The 17480-nt window shown below is 72.0% G+C and carries 14 protein-coding genes and 2 pseudogenes; 8 read left to right on the top strand and 8 right to left on the bottom strand.

Annotated elements, in window-relative coordinates:
• Positions 1-33: 33 nt before the first annotated feature.
• Positions 34-618, bottom strand: coding sequence for a hypothetical protein (locus AC07EJ_RS18405; RefSeq protein ID WP_389477246.1), 585 nt, complete (start codon positions 616-618; stop codon positions 34-36).
• A 239-nt stretch (positions 619-857) separates the two neighbouring features.
• Here AC07EJ_RS18405 and AC07EJ_RS18410 point away from each other — a divergent pair, with 239 nt between their 5' ends.
• From AC07EJ_RS18410 to AC07EJ_RS18435, 6 genes are all read left to right on the top strand, one after another.
• On the top strand, positions 858-1931 hold the full coding sequence (locus AC07EJ_RS18410; RefSeq protein ID WP_389477244.1) for a LacI family DNA-binding transcriptional regulator: 1074 nt from the start codon (positions 858-860) through the stop codon (positions 1929-1931).
• Positions 1928-3529, top strand: a complete 1602-nt coding sequence (locus tag AC07EJ_RS18415; protein ID WP_478884533.1) for a sugar ABC transporter ATP-binding protein — start codon at positions 1928-1930, stop codon at positions 3527-3529. Before AC07EJ_RS18410 ends, AC07EJ_RS18415 begins: the two co-directional genes overlap by 4 nt.
• Positions 3519-5465: an ABC transporter permease/substrate-binding protein gene (locus AC07EJ_RS18420; protein WP_389477240.1), complete on the top strand. Its 1947-nt coding sequence runs from the start codon at positions 3519-3521 to the stop codon at positions 5463-5465. The genes AC07EJ_RS18415 and AC07EJ_RS18420 overlap by 11 nt, the downstream gene beginning before the upstream one ends.
• A 66-nt stretch (positions 5466-5531) precedes the next feature.
• Positions 5532-6431, top strand: coding sequence for a ribokinase (locus AC07EJ_RS18425; protein ID WP_389477238.1), 900 nt, complete (start codon positions 5532-5534; stop codon positions 6429-6431).
• Positions 6428-6817, top strand: a complete 390-nt coding sequence (rbsD, locus tag AC07EJ_RS18430) for a D-ribose pyranase (protein WP_389477235.1) — start codon at positions 6428-6430, stop codon at positions 6815-6817. Before AC07EJ_RS18425 ends, rbsD begins: the two co-directional genes overlap by 4 nt.
• A gap of 230 nt (positions 6818-7047) precedes the next feature.
• Positions 7048-7512 (top strand): DUF937 domain-containing protein, encoded by a 465-nt coding sequence (locus tag AC07EJ_RS18435; protein WP_389477233.1) that lies wholly within the window; start codon positions 7048-7050, stop codon positions 7510-7512.
• 21 nt (positions 7513-7533) lie between these two features.
• Here AC07EJ_RS18435 and AC07EJ_RS18440 read toward each other — a convergent pair whose 3' ends face one another.
• The 3 genes from AC07EJ_RS18440 to AC07EJ_RS18450 are packed head-to-tail and all read right to left on the bottom strand — an operon-like array spanning position 7534 to position 10669.
• Positions 7534-8331 (bottom strand): sugar phosphate isomerase/epimerase family protein, encoded by a 798-nt coding sequence (locus AC07EJ_RS18440; protein ID WP_478884564.1) that lies wholly within the window; start codon positions 8329-8331, stop codon positions 7534-7536.
• A 32-nt stretch (positions 8332-8363) separates the two neighbouring features.
• The gene (locus AC07EJ_RS18445) at positions 8364-9515 is read right to left on the bottom strand and encodes a dihydrodipicolinate synthase family protein (RefSeq protein WP_478884534.1); all 1152 of its coding nucleotides are present in this window, start codon (positions 9513-9515) and stop codon (positions 8364-8366) included.
• On the bottom strand, positions 9512-10669 hold the full coding sequence (locus AC07EJ_RS18450) for a Gfo/Idh/MocA family protein (protein ID WP_389477229.1): 1158 nt from the start codon (positions 10667-10669) through the stop codon (positions 9512-9514). Before AC07EJ_RS18450 ends, AC07EJ_RS18445 begins: the two co-directional genes overlap by 4 nt.
• Positions 10670-10856: 187 nt before the next feature.
• Between AC07EJ_RS18450 and AC07EJ_RS18455 the strand changes: the two genes are divergently transcribed.
• Positions 10857-11915 carry a LacI family DNA-binding transcriptional regulator gene (locus tag AC07EJ_RS18455; protein ID WP_478884535.1) on the top strand — a complete coding sequence of 353 codons (1059 nt, stop codon included), beginning with the start codon at positions 10857-10859 and terminating at the stop codon, positions 11913-11915.
• A gap of 64 nt (positions 11916-11979) precedes the next feature.
• On the opposite strand, the pseudogene AC07EJ_RS18460 reads toward AC07EJ_RS18455, so the two are convergent.
• Positions 11980-13407: pseudogene (locus tag AC07EJ_RS18460) on the bottom strand (alkaline phosphatase family protein).
• 360 nt (positions 13408-13767) lie between these two features.
• On the opposite strand from AC07EJ_RS18460, the gene AC07EJ_RS18465 reads away from it, so the two are divergent.
• A complete protein-coding gene (locus AC07EJ_RS18465; protein ID WP_389477223.1) occupies positions 13768-14568 on the top strand; it encodes a sugar phosphate isomerase/epimerase family protein in 801 nt (266 codons plus the stop codon).
• 47 nt (positions 14569-14615) lie between these two features.
• Here the strand turns inward: AC07EJ_RS18465 and aroA are convergent, their stop codons facing one another.
• From aroA to AC07EJ_RS18480, 3 genes and pseudogenes are all read right to left on the bottom strand, one after another.
• Entirely contained in the window at positions 14616-15845 is a 1230-nt protein-coding gene (aroA, locus tag AC07EJ_RS18470; protein ID WP_389477221.1) for a 3-phosphoshikimate 1-carboxyvinyltransferase, read from the bottom strand.
• Positions 15832-16041: pseudogene (locus AC07EJ_RS18475) on the bottom strand (EamA family transporter); the annotation flags it as partial. The pseudogene AC07EJ_RS18475 and the gene aroA, both read right to left, overlap by 14 nt.
• 38 nt (positions 16042-16079) lie before the next feature.
• A complete protein-coding gene (locus tag AC07EJ_RS18480; protein ID WP_478884565.1) occupies positions 16080-17282 on the bottom strand; it encodes an RNA-guided endonuclease InsQ/TnpB family protein in 1203 nt (400 codons plus the stop codon).
• Positions 17283-17480: the final 198 nt, after the last annotated feature.

Raw genomic sequence — 17480 nt, forward strand, 5'->3', positions numbered from 1 at the left:
TCGGACACCGGGGAGCGGTGCCCTGGTTACGGATTACAGGCCGCCCATGGGTTCGATGTCGACCTTGACGGGGGTCCCCCAGATCCGGACCACCTCGTAGTCCGTGAACGCGTGCACCAGGCGGTAGGCCGAGGCCGCGCGGGGCTCCCTGCGCTGGGCCGCGAGATAGTGCTCGGCGTCCCTGCGGTCGTGCCGCGGGGTGCCGCACAGCTGCCACACCTGGCCGTTCCACTTCTCGGGGAGCCAGCGCTGCTGGGGCTGCGGGCGGTCCTCCCGGATGCCGTACCGCGACATCGCCGGGGCGTCCGCGGCCTCGCCCGGCCGGGGTCTGGCGGGGTACGCGCCGTTGATCTCGGAGCGGCGGGCGACGCGGCGGCGGGTCTCGCAGAGCAGGCACAGGTCCTGCGCGTTCTCGTCGACCGGGCCCGTGGGGTGCTCCGGGCAGCGCGTGGTGGGCGGGTCTCCGGTGACGGAGTCCTCGATGAGCTCGAGTGCGCGCTTCACGTCGCCGCGCATCTCGTGCAGCTTGCTGTCGGGTGTGTCGGTGCTGAGGCCCTCGCCGTGCTCGCCGAGGAGGCGCAGGGCCCGGCCGAGCGCGGTGAGCTGTGCGTGATTCACGGGCGTGTGCCCCTTCCGTGCGGGTTGCGTGGCCGGCTTCAGCCAGCGTCTCACGCGCCACCGACACGGCCCTCCGGCACCGGCCCGCGACGGCGGCGCACATCACGATCCGGTCTCGACAAGTGGAACGGGGGTTGCCAACAAGCCGTGTAATCGATTCCAATCCTTCGTGTAATCGATTCCATGACGGTTTCGGAGCAGGTTTTCGGACCATGCAGCCACAAGGAGGTGGTCCTGCGATGGCGAGCATCAAGGACGTCGCCGCGGCGGCGGGTGTCTCCGTCGCCACGGTCTCGCGGGTGCTGAACAGCCACCCGTCCGTGAGCCCGGACGCCCGCGCACGCGTGCTCGGCGCCATCGAGTCGCTCGGCTACCGCCCGAACGCCGTGGCCCGCTCCCTGCGCACCGCCCAGACCCGCACGCTCGGCCTGGTCATCAGTGACGTGCTCAACCCGTACTTCACCGAGCTGGCCCGCTCCGTCGAGGAGGAGGCCCGCGCGCTGGGCTACAGCGTCATCATCGGGAACGCGGACGAGCAGCCCGATATCCAGGACCACCACGTGCGCACCCTCGTCGACCGGCGCATCGACGGCCTCCTCGTCTCCCCCACCGACGGCGGCTCCCCGCTGATGCTGGAGGCGGCGCGCGCCGGTACGCCGATGGTCTTCGTCGACCGCTGGATCCCCGGCGTGGACGTGCCCGTGGTCCGGTCCGACGGGCGCACCGCGGTGCGTGACCTCGTGGCCCATCTGCACGCCCTCGGCCACCGCCGCCTCGCCATCATCGCGGGGCCCGCCGCCACCACGACCGGCAGCGAGCGCGTCGAGGCGTTCCGCGAGGCGCTCGCCGCGTTCGGGATCGCGCTGCCGGACGCCTACATCGGGCAGGGCGACTTCCAGGCGGACAGCGGCCGGCGCGCGACGGAGCGCTTCCTCGCGCTGGCCGAGCCGCCCGAGGTCGTGTTCGCCGCCGACAACCTGATGGCGCTCGGCGCGCTCGACGCGATCAGGGCCGCCGGGCTGCGCGTCCCGTACGACATAGGGCTCGCGGCCTTCGACGACATCCCCTGGTTCGTGCACACCGACCCGCCGGTCACGGCGATCGCCCAGCCGACCAAGGAACTCGGCCGGGCCGCCGTACGGGCCCTGATCGACCGCATCGAGGGCAGGACCCCGCAGTCGGTGACGCTGCCGGCGCGCCTGGTCGTCCGCCGGTCCTGCGGCGAGGCGGGGACCTCTCAGGCCCGGACCCCGGCCCCCACGGCTCCCGCAGCCACCCCCACCGCCACGACCTCAACGAGGAGGAACCCGTGAGCAACCCGGAAGAGCAGCCGGACAGGCAGCCGGCCGGCCCGCCCGCCGGGCAGCCCGAGGAGCTGCTGCGCATTGAGGGGATACGCAAGACGTTCCCCGGCGTCGTCGCGCTCGACAGCGTCGACTTCGATCTGCGCCGCGGCGAGGTGCACGTACTGCTCGGCGAGAACGGCGCGGGCAAGAGCACGCTCATCAAGATGCTCTCCGGCGCCTACCGGCCCGACGCGGGCCGGATCGTCGTCGACGGCAAGGAGGCCCGTATCCACGGGGCGCAGGACGCCGAGCGCCTCGGGATCGCCACCATCTACCAGGAGTTCAACCTCGTCCCCGATCTGACGGTCGCCGAGAACATCTTCCTGGGCCGCCAGCCGCGCCGCCTCGGGATGATCGACCGCAAGAAGATGGAGGCCGACGCCGAGGAGCTGCTCCGGCGCGTCGGTCTGACGGTGTCGCCCCGGACCCGGGTACGCGAACTGGGCATCGCCCGGCTCCAGATGGTCGAGATCGCGAAGGCCCTGAGCCTGGACGCCCGCGTCCTGATCATGGACGAGCCGACGGCCGTGCTCACCTCGGAGGAGGTGGACAAGCTCTTCGGGATCGTGCGCGCGCTGCGTGAGGACGGCGTCGGCGTCGTCTTCATCACCCACCACCTGGAGGAGATCGCCGCGCTCGGCGACCGCGTCACGGTCATCCGTGACGGCAGGAGCGTCGGCCAGGTCCCCGCGTCGACCCCCGAGGCCGAGCTCGTACGGCTCATGGTGGGCCGCAGCATCGAGCAGCAGTACCCGCGCGAGCGGCCCGAACTCGACGCCACGCAGGCCCCGTTGCTGCGGGTCGAGGGGCTGACCCGGGACGGGGTCTTCCACGACGTGCACTTCGAGGTGCGGGCCGGCGAGGTCGTCGGCATCGCGGGCCTCGTGGGCGCGGGCCGTACCGAGGTCGTCCGTGCCGTGTTCGGCGCCGACCCGTACGACAAGGGCACGGTCGAGGTCGCGGGCGCGCGGCTGCCGCGGCACGACGTGAACGCGGCGATGTCCGCCGGCGTCGGGCTCGTGCCCGAGGACCGCAAGGGGCAGGGACTCCTCCCGGACGCCTCCGTCGAGGAGAACCTCGGCCTCGTCACCCTGCGTTCGGCGACCCGCGCGGGCCTCGTGGACCGCAGGTCGCAGCGCGTCGCGGCCGCCCGCATGGCCGAGCAGCTCGGCGTGCGCATGGCCGGGCTCGGCCAGCACGTGCGCACCCTGTCCGGCGGCAACCAGCAGAAGGTCGTCATCGGCAAGTGGCTGCTCGCCGACATCAAGGTCCTCATCCTCGACGAGCCGACGCGCGGCATCGACGTCGGCGCGAAGGTCGAGATCTACCAGCTCGTCAACGAACTCACCGCGGCCGGGCACGCCGTCCTGATGATCTCCAGCGATCTGCCGGAGGTCCTCGGGATGAGCGACCGGGTCCTCGTCATGGCGCAGGGCCGGATCGCGGGCGAACTCGCGGCCGGCGAGGCGACCCAGGACTCCGTGATGGCGCTCGCCGTCAGCACCCAGGCATCCGCGGCAACCACCCCCGAACACAATGAAGTGGAGGGCTCCCGTGGCCACTGACACGCTCAAGAGCAGCACGGCCGGCGCGGGTGGCCTGCGCCGCGTCCTGCTCGACAACGGCGCGCTGAGCGCCCTGGTCGTCCTGGTCATAGCGATGTCGCTGCTGTCCGGCGACTTCCTGACCACGCAGAACCTGCTCAACGTCGGCGTGCAGGCCGCCGTGACCGCGATCCTCGCGTTCGGCGTCACCTTCGTCATCGTCTCCGCGGGCATCGACCTGTCGGTCGGCTCGGTGGCGGCCCTGTCGGCGACGGTCCTCGCGTGGGCCGCGACCAGCGAGGGCGTCCCGGTGTGGATCGCCGTGATCCTCGCCGTCGTCACCGGTATCGCCTGCGGATTCGTCAACGGCGCGCTGATCTCGTACGGCAAGCTCCCGCCGTTCATCGCGACGCTCGCGATGCTGTCGGTGGGGCGTGGTCTGTCGCTCGTCATCTCGCAGGGCAGCCCGATCCCGTTCCCTTCGTCCGTCTCGCGGATCGGTGACACGCTCGGCGGCTGGCTGCCGGTTCCGGTGCTCGTGATGATCGTGATGGGGCTGATCACGGCGCTGATCCTGGGCCGTACGTTCATCGGCCGGTCCATGTTCGCGATCGGCGGCAACGAGGAAGCGGCGCGCCTGTCGGGTCTGCGCGTCAAGCGGCAGAAGGTCGTCATCTACGCCCTGTCGGGCCTGTTCGCCGCGGTCGCGGGCATCGTCCTCGCCTCGCGTCTGACCTCTGCGCAGCCGCAGGCCGCGCAGGGCTACGAGCTGGACGCCATCGCCGCGGTCGTCATCGGCGGCGCCTCGCTGTCCGGCGGCGTCGGCAAGGCGTCGGGCACGTTCATCGGCGCGCTGATCCTCGCGGTGCTCAGGAACGGCCTCAACCTCCTTTCCGTGTCGGCGTTCTGGCAGCAGGTCGTCATCGGCGTCGTCATCGCGCTCGCCGTGCTGCTCGACACCGTGCGCCGCAAGGCGGGCGCGACCCCGACCGCCACCGGCGCCGCGTCCGGGCCGGGCGGCTCCAAGGGCAAACAGGCCGCCCAGTACGTGATCGCGGCCGTCGTCGCCGCGGCGATCATCGGCGGCATCTCCCTGTGGAACAACGGCTCTTCGGGTAAGTCGGCCAAGCTCGGCCTGTCCGTCTCGACGCTGAACAACCCCTTCTTCGTACAGATGAAGGCGGGCGCGCAGGCCGAGGCGAAGAAGGAGGGCATCAAGCTCACGGTGACGGACGCCCAGAACGACGCGTCCCAGCAGGCCAACCAGCTCCAGAACTTCACCAGTGAGGGCATGAGCGCGGTCATCGTGAACCCCGTCGACTCCGACGCGGTCGGCCCCGCCGTGCGCGGCGCGAACAAGGCGGACATCCCCGTCGTCGCCGCCGACCGCGGCGTCAACAAGGCGAAGACGGCCACGCTCGTCGCGTCCGACAACGTCGCGGGCGGCCGCCAGGCGGCGAAGACGCTCGCCGACAAGCTCGGCGGCAGCGGGAAGATCGTGATCCTCCAGGGCACGGCCGGCACCTCCGCCAGCCGGGAGCGCGGCCAGGGCTTCGCCGAGGGCATCAAGGCGTACCCCGGCATCAAGGTCGTCGCCAAGCAGCCCGCGGACTTCGACCGCACCAAGGGCCTCGACGTCATGACGAACATGCTCCAGGCCAACGCGGGCGTCGACGGCGTCTTCGCCGAGAACGACGAGATGGCGCTCGGCGCGGTCAAGGCGCTCGGCTCCAAGGCCGGCAAGTCCGTCGCCGTCGTCGGCTTCGACGGCACGCCGGACGGTCTCAAGGCCGTCGAGGCGGGCACGCTGTACGCGTCCGTCGCGCAGCAGCCGAAGGAGCTCGGCCGGATCGCCGTGCAGAACGCGGTCAGGGCGGCGAAGGACAAGAAGGTCGAGGAGATGGTGAAGGTGCCGGTGAAGGTCGTCACTTCGAAGAACGTCGCGAGCTTCAAGTAGCCGTCGCGATTCCGACGTAACCGGGCGCCCTACCGGCCCATCGAGAACACGGAGAAAGTGACAGCGATGCACGACTACGACCTGTTGGTGGTGGGGTCGGCCAACGCCGACCTCGTGACCGTCGTCGAGCGCCGCCCCGGCGCCGGGGAGACCGTCCTCGGCTCGGACCTGGCCGTCCACCCGGGCGGCAAGGGCGCGAACCAGGCCGTCGCAGCCGCGCGCCTCGGGGCCCGTACGGCGCTGCTCGCGCGGGTCGGCGACGACGGGCACGGGCGGCTGCTGCTCGACTCGTTGAGGTCGGCGGGCGTCGACCCGGTCGGCGTCCTCGTCGGCGGGGCGCCCACCGGGGTCGCCCTGATCACGGTGGACCCGTCCGGGGACAACAGCATCGTGGTGTCACCGGGTGCCAACGCCCGGCTCACCCCGCAGGACGTCAAGGCCGCGGGCAGCCTCTTCCAGGCGTCGCGGGTGGTCTCGGCGCAGCTGGAGATCCCGCTCGACACGGTCGCGCAGGTCGTACGGGCCCTGGCGCCGGGCAGCCGGTTCGTCCTCAACCCGTCGCCGCCCGCCCCCCTGCCCACCGAGGTCCTGGAAGCCTGCGACCCGCTCATCGTCAACGAGCACGAGGCGCGCGTCGTGCTCGGCGCGGACATCACCGGCGAGCCCGAGGACTGGGCGCCGGCGCTGCTCGCCCTCGGGCCGCGCTCCGTCGTGATCACGCTGGGCGCCGAGGGCGCGCTCGTGGCCGACGCCACGGGAACGCGCCGCGTGCCGTCCGTCAAGGTGACGGCCGTGGACACGACCGGTGCGGGGGACGCCTTCACGGCGGCCCTGGCCTGGCGGCTCGGCGCGGGCGAGAGCCTCGAGCACGCGGCGGCCTTCGCGGCCCGCGTCGGCGCGGCGGCGGTCACGAAGGAGGGCGCGCAGGCGTCGTACCCGACGACGGCCGAGGTCACGGCGCTGTGAGGAAGGCCGGAATACTCAACCGCCACCTGGCCGGCGCGCTCGCCGAGCTGGGTCACGGCGACGGCGTGCTCGTGTGCGACGCGGGCATGCCGATCCCGGTGGGGCCGCGGGTCGTGGACCTGGCGTTCCGGGCCGGTGTCCCGTCGTTCGCCGAGGTCGTCGACGGGCTCCTGGACGAGCTGGTCGTGGAGGGCGGGACGGCCGCCGCGGAGATCCGGGCCGCGAACCCCGAGGCCGAGGGGCTGCTCGTGCAGCGGCTGCCCGCGCTCTCCTTCGTCACGCACGAGGAGCTGAAGCAGCTCTCGCGGAGCGCGCGGCTCGTCGTCCGTACGGGAGAGGCGCGGCCGTACGCGAATGTGCTGCTGCGCTGCGGGGTCTTCTTCTAGGACCTGCCGGCACACATGCGACCTGCTGGTGCGCGTGCAAAAGGGGGCCCGGTCGGCGGACCGGACCCCCTGACGCTTCCCCTCCCCGTCAGAACCCCCGCGATCCCCCCGGATCCCCCTCCAGAAGTCCTGATGCCACATACGACCCGCCTGGCGCGGAAAGGGTTGCACGGTCCGGCCGAAATCTTTTCGGGGTGCCGACACAGTGGGGCAGACGTAGCGTTTTCGGCATGAGTGAAAGCACCGGACCTGCCGAACCCTCCCTGCAGAAGGACGTACTCGACGAGCTCGGCGACGACCGGCTGAGCGAGATCGCCGGGCTGCTGGGCACGGACGCGGCGGGGGCGCAGAACGTCGTGAGCACGACCGTCTCCGAGCTCTCCGGAGGGCTCAGAGAGAAGGCCTCGGCCGACCCCCAGCAGGCCGAGGAGGTCCGGCAGGCGCTCGCCGAGGCACAGGAGCAGCAGCCCTTGCAGGGCGTGGCGACGTTCGGCGGGCTCGGCGGCCTGGCGGGCGGTGGCCTGATGGCCGGGCTCCTGGCGAAGATGAGCCGGCCCGTCGCTGCCGCCGTCGCGAAGAAGACGGGCCTGCCGCCCGCGACGGTGACCCGGGTCATCGAGCTCCTGGTCCCGGTGGTGCTCGCGGTCTTCACCAAGCGGGCCGCGGGCAGGAAGACGGGCCGCGGCCCCCTGTAGGAGGCCGCCTGCCCACAAGACTCAGCAGGCGTGCCGCACGAAGCGGTCCGCCGTCTGAGCGAGAACCTCGCGCCCGTCGCGTGCCCACAGCCCGTCGTTGAACAGCTCCACCTCGATGGGACCCGTGTACCCGGCGGCCTCGACCAGGCCGCGCCACGCGCGCATGTCGATCGCGCCGTCGCCGATCTGCCCCCGTCCGTTGAGGACGCCCTCGGGCAACGGCGTGGTCCAGTCGGCCAGTTGGAAGGCGTGCAGCCGCCCGCCCTGACCCGCGCGCGCGATCTGCGCGGGCGCCTGGTCGTCCCACCAGATGTGGTACGTGTCCACGCACACGCCCACCTGCTCGGCGGGGAAGCGCTCGGCCAGGTCGAGCGCCTGCGCCAGCGTCGACACGACGCACCGGTCGGCGGCGTACATCGGGTGCAGCGGTTCGATGGCGAGCCGGACGCCCCGCTCGGCGGCGTACGGGCCGAGCTCCACGAGCGCGTCGGCGATCCGCTCCCGCGCGCCGTGCAGGTCCTTGCTGCCTTCGGGCAGGCCGCCGGAGACCAGGACGAGGGTGTCCGTACCGAGGGCCGCCGCCTCGTCGACGGCCGCGCGGTTGTCGTCGAGGGCCCGCAGGCGCGCGTGCGGGTCGATCGCGGTGAGGAAGCCGCCCCGGCACAGGGTGGTGACGGCGAGCCCCGCGTCGCGTACGAGTTTCGCCGCGGCCTCGACCCCGTACGTCTGCACGGGCTCACGCCACAGGCCGACACCCGGGACCTCCAACTCGGCACAGGCCGCGACGAGTTCTTCGAGGTCGAGCTGCTTGACGGTCATCTGGTTGAGGGAGAAGCGGTCGAGTGCGTGGCTCACTGGTCGACTCCGTACACGCTGAGCAGGGACTTCATCCGGGTCTCGGCGAGGGCCGGGTCCGGGAACAGGCCGAGGCCGTCGGCCAGTTCGTAGGCGCGGGCGAGGTGCGGGAGCGGGCGCGCCGACTGGAGGCCGCCGACCATCGTGAAGTGGGACTGGTGGCCCGCGAGCCAGGCGAGCAGGACGACGCCCGTCTTGTAGAAGCGGGTCGGCGTCTCGAAGAGGTGCCGGGACAACTCGACGGTCGGGTCGAGCAGTTCACGGAACTTGACGGTGTCCCCCGTGTCGAGGACGCGCACCGCCTCGGCCGCGAGGGGACCCAGCGGGTCGAAGATGCCGAGGAGCGCGTGGCTGAAGCCCTGCGCGTCGCCCGCGATCAGCTCGGGGTAGTTGAAGTCGTCCCCCGTGTAGCAGCGCACGCCCCGCGGGAGGCGGCGGCGCAGCTCGACCTCGCGCCGGGCGTCCAGGAGCGAGACCTTGATGCCGTCGACCTTGTCGGGGTGCGCGGCGATGACGTCGAGGAACGTCTCGGTGGCCGCGTCGAGGTCCGGCGAACCCCAGTAGCCCTCCAGGGCGGGGTCGAACATCGGGCCGAGCCAGTGCAGGATGACGGGCTCGGCGGCCTGGCGCAGCAGCTGCCCGTAGACGTCGAGGTAGTCCTCGGGTCCCGAGGCGGCGGCCGCCAGGGCCCGCGAGGCCATGAGGATCGCCTGCGCGCCCGTCCCCTCCACGAGCGCGAGCTGCTCCTCGTAGGCCGCGCGGACCTCGGCGAGCGTGGCGGGCCCGGTCAGCTGGTCGGTGCCCACCCCGCACGCGATGGCGCCGCCCACCGACCTGGCCTCGGCGGTCGAGCGCCGGATCAGCTCGGCCGCGCCCGCCCAGTCGAGGCCCATGCCGCGCTGGGCGGTGTCCATGGCCTCGGCGACGCCCAGACCGTGCGCCCACAGATGACGGCGGAAGGCGAGCGTCGCGTCCCAGTCGACGGCGGCCATCTCGGGGCCGGCGTCGGCGAACGGGTCCGCGACGACGTGCGCGGCGGAGAAGACGGTCCGCGAGACGAGCGGGGCGCCCGTGGTGAAGGAGGCCGGTTCGGCGCGCGGGGTGTACGGGCGCAGCGCACCGCCGGGGCCGGGGAGTCGGATCGTCACAGGCTGATCTCCGGAACGTCCAGGCGGCGGCCCTCCGCCGACGACTTCAGGCCGAGCTCGGCGAGCTGCACCCCGCGGGCGCCGGCGAACAGGTCCCAGCGGTAGGGCGCGTCGGCGTACACGTGCTTGAGGAACAGCTCCCACTGCGCCTTGAACCCGTTGTCGAACTCCTGGTTGTCGGGCACTTCCTGCCACTGGTCGCGGAAGGGGTACGTGGCCGGCAGGTCCGGGTTCCATACGGGCTTGGGGGTCGAAGCGCGGTGCTGGATCCGGCAGTTGCGCAGCCCGGCGACCGCCGAGCCCTCCGTCCCGTCCACCTGGAACTCGACGAGCTCGTCCCGGTTGACCCGCACCGACCAGGAGGAGTTGATCTGCGCGACGGCGCCGCCGTCGAGCTCGAAGATGCCGTACGCCGAGTCGTCGGCGGTCGCGTCGTAGGGCTTGCCGCCCTCGTCCCAGCGCTGCGGGATGTGCGTCGAGGCCAGCGCCTGCACGCTGGTCACGCGGCCGAACAGCTCGTGCAGCACGTACTCCCAGTGCGGGAACATGTCGACGACAATGCCGCCGCCGTCCTCCGACCGGTAGTTCCAGCTCGGCCGCTGCGCCTCCTGCCAGTCGCCCTCGAAGACCCAGTAGCCGAACTCGCCGCGCACGGACAGGATCCGCCCGAAGAAGCCGCCGTCGATGAGGCGCTTGAGCTTGAGCAGGCCCGGCAGGAACAGCTTGTCCTGGACGACACCGTGCTTGATGCCCTTCGCCTCGGCCAGGCGGGCCAGTTCGAGCGCGCCGTCGAGGCTCGTCGCGGAGGGCTTCTCCGTGTAGAGGTGCTTTCCGGCGGCGATGGCCTTCTTGAGCGCCTCCTCACGGGCGGAGGTGACCTGCGCGTCGAAGTAGATGTCGATGGTGTCGTCGGCGAGGACGGCGTCGAGGTCGGTCGAGACGTTCGCCGGGTCGAGGCCGTGCTGCTCGGCGAGCGCGCGCAGCGCGTGCTCGCGCCGCCCGACGAGGACCGGCTCGGGCCACAGCACCGTGCCGTCACCGAGATCCAGGCCGCCCTGGTCGCGCAGGGCGAGGAGGGAGCGGACGAGGTGCTGGCGGTAGCCCATGCGCCCCGTCACCCCGTTCATGGCGATGCGCACCGTCTTGCGAGTCACGAGAGTCCCTTCGTACAGAAGCCGATCAGAAGCCGATGAAGAACACGCTCGTCGTAGCAAGCGCTTTCTATACGGGAAGAAGCTAGCCTCTGCACAGCCGGTCGGACAAGACCGGGGGCTGATGAAACGGGATTGCAAGGCCGTACGTCCGGACGGCCGCCCGGACTGCCGACCGGAGGATGATGCGATGACCGTGACCCTGGCGGACGTGGCGGCCCGCGCCCAGGTCTCCCCTGCCACCGTGTCCCGCGTGCTCAACGGCAACTACCCCGTGGCCGCGGCCACGCGCGAGCGGGTGCTGCGCGCCGTGGACGATCTCGACTACGTGCTGAACGGGCCGGCCAGCGCCCTGGCCGCCGCCACCTCCGACCTGGTCGGCATCCTCGTGAACGACATCGCCGACCCGTTCTTCGGGATCATGGCCGGGGCCGTGCAGTCCGAGATCGTGGGGCCCGGCGGGCGCGCGGGCGGCGAGCGGCTCGCGGTCGTGTGCAACACCGGCGGGTCGCCCGAGCGCGAACTCACCTATCTGACGCTCCTCCAGCGCCAGCGGGCCGCGGCCGTCGTCCTCACGGGCGGCGCCGTCGAGGACGCCGGGCACGCCCAGGCGATCTCCGGAAAACTGCGGCGCCTCGCGGACGCCGGGACGCGGGTCGTCCTGTGCGGCCGGCCGCCCGTGCCCGACGCGGACGCGGTCGCGCTCGCCTTCGACAACCGCGGCGGCGGCCGGGCCCTCACCGACCACCTGCTGGACCTCGGCCACCGCAGGATCGGCTACATCGCGGGCCCCGAGGAACGGACAACGACCCGCCACCGTCTGGAGGGGCACCGCGCGGCACTGGCGGCGCGGGGCGTGCCCGACGACGCCGGGTGGACCGTGCACGGCCCGTACGACCGGCGGTCCGGTTACGAGGCGACGGTCGAACTCCTGCGCCGCGACCCGTCGTTGACGGCCGTGGTCGCCGCGAACGACACGGTGGCGCTCGGCGCGTGCGCCGCGCTGCGGGAGGCGGGCCTGAGCATTCCGGGCGACGTGTCCGTGGCCGGCTTCGACGACCTGCCGTTCAGCGTGGACGCGGTTCCGGCACTGACGACGGTACGGCTGCCGCTGGCCGAGGCGGGGGCCCGCGCGGGCCGCATCGCCATGGGCCGCGAGGCGGCGCCCGCCGGGGGGATGGCAGTGGTACAGGGGGAGTTGATGGTGCGGGGGTCCACGGGGGTGCCGTCCAAGGGCTCGGGTGGGTGAGTGAGGCGCCGGGCGGGTGAGCGCGGTTCGCGTCCGCCCGCCCGCCCGGAGCCTGCACCGACCGTCACACCTGGGGTCGGCGACCCCTCTCCTGGTGCGGGAAGTGCTGGTCAGCGCCCGGGAGCGTCGGCTTCGGCAGGGTAGCGACCTCCTGCTTCGCCTTCTCCAGCTGCTCCGCCGTGTCGTCGGGCAGGCGCGGGGCGTGCGGCCTGCCGTGGGAGAAGCGGAACGCCGACGTCAGGTCGCCGAACGTGTCGCGGCGCCAGTCCGTGATGTTGGGTTCCTCGACACCGGTGAACCGCTCCAGGAACTGCAGGGCCGAGGTGTGGTCGAAGGTCTCGCTCGCGACCCAGCCGCCCACCGTCCAGGGCGACACGATGATGGCGGGCACCCGGAACCCGGCGCCGATCGGCAGCCCCTGGACGTACTCGCCCTTCGTCCCGGCGGGCGCCGCCGGCGGCGGCACGTGGTCGAAGAGGCCGTCGTTCTCGTCGTAGTTGAGGATGAAGGCGGTCTTCGCCCACACCTTCGGGTTCGACGCGATGGCCTCGATCTTCGAGGCCACGAAGTCCGCGCCGGCCGCCGGCAGGTAGTCCGGGTGCTCGGACTGGTAGCTCGTCGGCATGATCCAGGAGACCGCGGGGAGCCGGTCGTTACGGGCGTCGTCCTCGAACGTGCCCTCGGGCTGCGGCCGCACCCCGCGCTCGTAGAGGTCGGAGCCGGGCTTCGCGTCCTTGAACGCCTGGAACTGCTCCAGCATGTTGCAGCCGTAGTCGTCGTCCTGCTGGTAGACCTTCCAGCTGACCCCGGCGGCCTGGAGGCGTTCGGCGTACGTCGTCCAGCGGTACGGCGTCGGCGCCTTGTTGGACAGGACCGGGCCGCCCTGCGTGCCGCCCTGGTCGATCGAACCGGTCATCCAGTACAGCCGGTTGGGCCAGGTCGGGCCGAAGACCGAGCAGAAGTAGTGGTCGCAGATGGTGAAGGCCTCGGCGAGGGCGAACTAGAAGGGTATGTCCTCGCGGGTGTAATAGCCCATGACATAGGGGCCGTTGATGCCGTCGGCCGCACGGTGGGCGGGCAGCCAGCGGTCCATCCGGCCGCCGTTCCACGCCTCGTGCTGGACGGACCAGGCGTGGCTGGTGGAGGGGATGGCCTGGGCGCTGGAGCTGTGCGTGTCGAGGTGGAAGGGGAGCAGATACCCCTTCGGGTTCACCGCGTCCGGCTGGTAGAAGACCGAACGTCCGGTGTCCAACTTGAGGGCCCGCGGGTCGTTGAAGCCGCGGACGCCGGACAGGGTGCCGAAGTAGTGGTCGAAGGACCGGTTCTCCTGCATCAGCATGACGACGTGCTCGATGTCACGCAGCGAGCCGCCCCGCGGCGGTCCCGCGGCGACGGCCTTCTGCACACTCGGCGGCAGCAGCGAGAGCGCGGCGGCACCGCCGAGCGCGCCTGCGGCCGAACCCAGCAGCCTGCGACGGGTGAACTCGGGCATGGGGATCCCTTCGTGCGACGGATGACCATGAACTTCCTTGAAACCAGGGGCAATTGAGGCATCAGTGCGTTCATGGGCGTGCGGGGGCACATGCGTTCCGGTGAGCCACTGTCCAGGGCCGAGGTGAGAACCGCCCGGGTCGTGCGATGAATACGTGGCCAACGCACGGAATCGGCTTGGCCAAGCCGTGACCCGCATGGCCGGGACGTTGCCGAAGCTTGGGGCGGCGAGGGGTTGGGCCGGGCGCGGTCGGGGTGGCTCCCCGTCACCGCGGCATGTCAGGCGCCCCCTTCACCCGCCCGCCGCACCTCCGCCCGGCGAGCCCTTGACCCCTGCGCCGGGCCCGGTAGCGTCCCCGCCATGAAACTGGCCTTCTCCACGCTCGGGGTCCCCGGGCTTCCCCTCGCCGATGTCGTCCGGCTCGCCGGCGATCACGGGTATCACGGTGTCGAACTGCGCGCCCATCCGGAGGAACCCGTACACCCGGGCCTCGGACTCACCGAACGGGCGGACGCCGCCGCCGAGTTCAAGGCCGCCGGGGTCGAGATCCTCGGTCTCGCCGGGTACGCGCGCGTGGCGGCCCCCGGCGAGGACGAACCGGTGATCGCGGAGATCAGGTCACTCCTCGAACTCGCCCGCGACGTCGGCGCGCCCTACGTACGCGTCTTCCCGGGCGGCGGCACGGAGCAGAGCCGCGCCGAGGCCGACGCCACGGGTGCCCGGCGCCTGGGTACCGCCGCCGAGTACGCCGCCGACCTCGGCGTCCGCATCCTCCTGGAGACCCACGACTCGCACCGCACGGGAGCCGACGCGACACGCGTGCTCGGCCCGGTCGGGCACCGGCAGGTCGGCGCCCTGTGGGACGTCATGCACACGTGGCTCGGCGGCGAGCAGCCCGTCCAGTCGTACGCGGCGCTGTCCCCGCACCTGGGCTACGTACAGGTGAAGGACATCGCGGGCGCCGACGACACGACACCGCTCGCCCTGGGCGCGGGCGTGCTGCCGCTCACCGAGGTCGTGGACGTGCTGTGCCGCGAGGGCTGGGACGGGTGGCTGTGCTGGGAGTACGAGAAGCGCTGGTACCCGGACGCCGCCCCGCTGCCCGGACTCCTGACGGCCGGGCGTGAGCATCTGGCCCGGCTGCTCAACGAGTCGGCGTAGCCGCCGGCCGGTGGTCCGGACAGGCGTCCGGACCACCGCCCGGACGGCTATGCGAACACCTTCGCGAACGCCTCGTGGAACCCGGGGAACGTCTTCCGCACGCACCCCGGGTCGTCGAACGTGACCCCGCCCGGGATCCGCAGGCCCGCCACCGCGAAGGACATCGCGATGCGGTGATCCCCGTACGTGGTGATCTCGGCCGGGGCGGGGGTGCCCGGCTGGATCTCGATCCAGCCGGGTCCCGTCGCCACCGTCACCCCGAGCGCGCGCAGGTTCTGCGCGCAGGCCTCCAGGCGGTCGCATTCCTTGACGCGCGTGTTGTGGACGTCCTCGATGCGGACCGGACCGCTGGCGTACGGCGCGATGGCCGCGAGGGTCGGCATCGTGTCGGAGATGTCCCGCATGTTGACCGTGAGGCCCTTGAGGTCCGTGGGGCCGGTCACCGTCGTACGGTCCCCCGTCATCTCCACCCCCGCCCCCATGCGCCGCAGGACGTCGACGAACGCCAGGTCGCCCTGGAGCGCGTCCTTCCCGAGGCCCTCGACGGTGACCTCGCCGCCGGTGAGCGCGGCCGCAGCGAAGAAGTAGCTCGCCGTCGAGGCGTCGGGCTCGATGGCGTAGGTGGTGGCGCGGTAGCCGCCGGGCGCGACGGTGAACACGCCGCCGTCGCGGCCGACTTCGGCCCCGAAGCTGCGCATCATCGCCAGGGTGATCTCGATGTACGGCGCCGAGACCAGGTCGGTGACGGTGATGCGCAGGCCGGTCCTGGTCAGCGGGCCGAGCAGGAGGAGCGCGGTGAGGTACTGGGAGGACTGGCCCGCGTCCAGGGTCACGTCGCCGCCCTGGACCCCGCCCGCCGTGACCGTGAGCGGGTGGTGCCCTTCGGCCTCTTCGTGGCGCAGGTCCACACCCAGGTCGCGCAGGGCCCGGGTGAGCGGCGCGAGGGGGCGGCGGCGCATCTGGGGCGAGGCGTCGAAGCGGTACGTGCCATGCGCGGCGGCCGCCGTGAGCGTGGGCAGGAAGCGGGCGGTGGTCGCGCCGTCGCGGCAGTACACGTCGGCGTCGGTGGTGGCGGGGCCCGCCGGGCGGCCCTCGATGTGCCAGGCGTCCGGGCCGCGTTCGACGCCGTAGCCGAGCCGGTGCAGCCCTTCGGCGAAGCCCTCGGTGTCGTCGGAGCTGAGAGGGCGCAGAAGGGTGGTCGTGCCCTGCGCTGCGGCGGCGAGGAACAGCGCCCTCGCCGTCACGGACTTGGAACCGGGTATCTCAACGACTGGCATGCGCTTCATGGTCGTCGACGGGCGGCGCGGGCGCCGGAGTGTCCACACGCTGGACGGCCCTGTCCCGGGGAGCGGGCGCGAGCGACCCGAGGGCGACGCCGCCGACGAGGAGCGCGGCGGCGCACCAGCGCAGGGGGCTGACGCTCTCGCCGAGGAAGAGCGCGGCGGACGACATCCCGAACACCGGGACGAGCATCTTGATGCTCTCCTCCCTGAAGGGAGGGGATTCCTGGCTCAGGCTGCCGGGCGGAACTGCGTTCCGTCCGGTCTTATGCCCTCGGCACCAGCAGGGGTCAGACCTGCCCTGTTGAGCATCACGCGGGCGGAGTTCTTGTCTCTGGGTGAGACGGCTCCGCACTCGGTGCAGGTGTACGTGCGTTCACCCAGCGGCAGGGCGTGCTTGGCTCTCGCTCCGCACTGCCCGCAGTCCATCGTGGTGTACGCGGGATGGACGAGGTGGACGATGCGCCCGTATTTGCGGGCCATCTCCACCAGCGCCTGCTTCGTGGCGCCGATGGCGGCGTCCACAGCCTTCCTCGCCATGCTCGACCTGGCGAGGAACTTCGGCTTGAAGTCCTCCACGGCCAGCTCATCATGATCCTGGACGACCTTCTTCGCCCACTTCCTCGCGGTGTCCTGGCGCTGTCGGGCCGCCTTCTTGTGGGCCTTCGCGCGCAAGCGTTGGGCTTCCCGGTAGCCCTTCGAGGCAGCCTGCCCCCTGTGCGGTTTGCGGCGGGCCATCATCCGGTCGTAGCGGGACACCTTCGCCCTCGCTGTGCGGCCGTGTTCAGGATGCGGCAGGTCATGGGTGTCGGAGGTGGTGGTGGCGATCTCCTTCACGCCCCAGTCCACGCCCAGCACCCGCCCCGTCGACACAAGGGACTCACGCGGGGCGGGGACGACAAAGCTCGCGTGCCAGTGGCCAAGGCTGTCCCGGTACACCCGCACCGAGCTCGGCTCCCCGGATAACGGGCGCGACCAGACCACGGTCAGCACGAGGCCGCCCGCCAGATGTAGACGGCCGTCTTTGAGGCGGAAGCCGCGCTTCGTGTAGTTCAGGCTCGGGCTCGCCTCGCGCTTGGTCTTGAAGCCAGGCATCCCCGCCCGCAGCGAGACCGGCAGGCGCTCCTTGATGCCCTTGAGCGCCTTGGCGCGGGACTTGCCGAAGTCCCGGATGATCTGCTGTTGCGGTACCGAGGACCCCGCTGCCAGCCACGGAGTGCCCGCCCGCGCGCCGGTGAGCATCCGGTCCAACTGCGCCGGACCACACGTCTGTTTGACCTCGGGACGGGTCTTGTTGTGGGCGTGTACGGCCTTCGCCTTGGCCACGCACTCGTTCCAGACCCAGCGGCACCGTCCCCACTCCGCCTCCAGCGCGGCCCGCGCCGTCGCCGAAACCCGCAGCCGGAAGGTGTAACGGGCATGCCCGTCGGCCATGACCTGCTCGCCAACCGTATTGGCTGCCACCCGCCTCACCCCACTCCCGGCCCGCCGTGCCGATCCGTACTGCTGACTACGCCAGGACCGTATGTGCGAGGAACGCACGCCCGTACCCCGAGTCCGCCACCATCACCCGCACCAGCGATCAAGGGAACGCGTGTTCACCAAAACGCTCGTTGGGGCACCACGCGCCCC

Source organism: Streptomyces sp. NPDC045026 (assembly GCF_056432625.1).

Bases quoted from the DNA above. Each gene is read 5' to 3' on its own strand.
- AC07EJ_RS18435 (WP_389477233.1), top strand. From the start codon at position 7,048: ATGAGTGAAAGCACCGGACCTGCCGAACCCTCCCTGCAGAAGGACGTA.
- aroA (WP_389477221.1), bottom strand. From the start codon at position 15,845: ATGCCAGTCGTTGAGATACCCGGTTCCAAGTCCGTGACGGCGAGGGCG.
- AC07EJ_RS18440 (WP_478884564.1), bottom strand. From the start codon at position 8,331: ATGACCGTCAAGCAGCTCGACCTCGAAGAACTCGTCGCGGCCTGTGCC.
- AC07EJ_RS18455 (WP_478884535.1), top strand. From the start codon at position 10,857: ATGACCGTGACCCTGGCGGACGTGGCGGCCCGCGCCCAGGTCTCCCCT.
- AC07EJ_RS18480 (WP_478884565.1), bottom strand. From the start codon at position 17,282: ATGGCCGACGGGCATGCCCGTTACACCTTCCGGCTGCGGGTTTCGGCG.
- AC07EJ_RS18410 (WP_389477244.1), top strand. From the start codon at position 858: ATGGCGAGCATCAAGGACGTCGCCGCGGCGGCGGGTGTCTCCGTCGCC.
- AC07EJ_RS18425 (WP_389477238.1), top strand. From the start codon at position 5,532: ATGCACGACTACGACCTGTTGGTGGTGGGGTCGGCCAACGCCGACCTC.
- AC07EJ_RS18465 (WP_389477223.1), top strand. From the start codon at position 13,768: ATGAAACTGGCCTTCTCCACGCTCGGGGTCCCCGGGCTTCCCCTCGCC.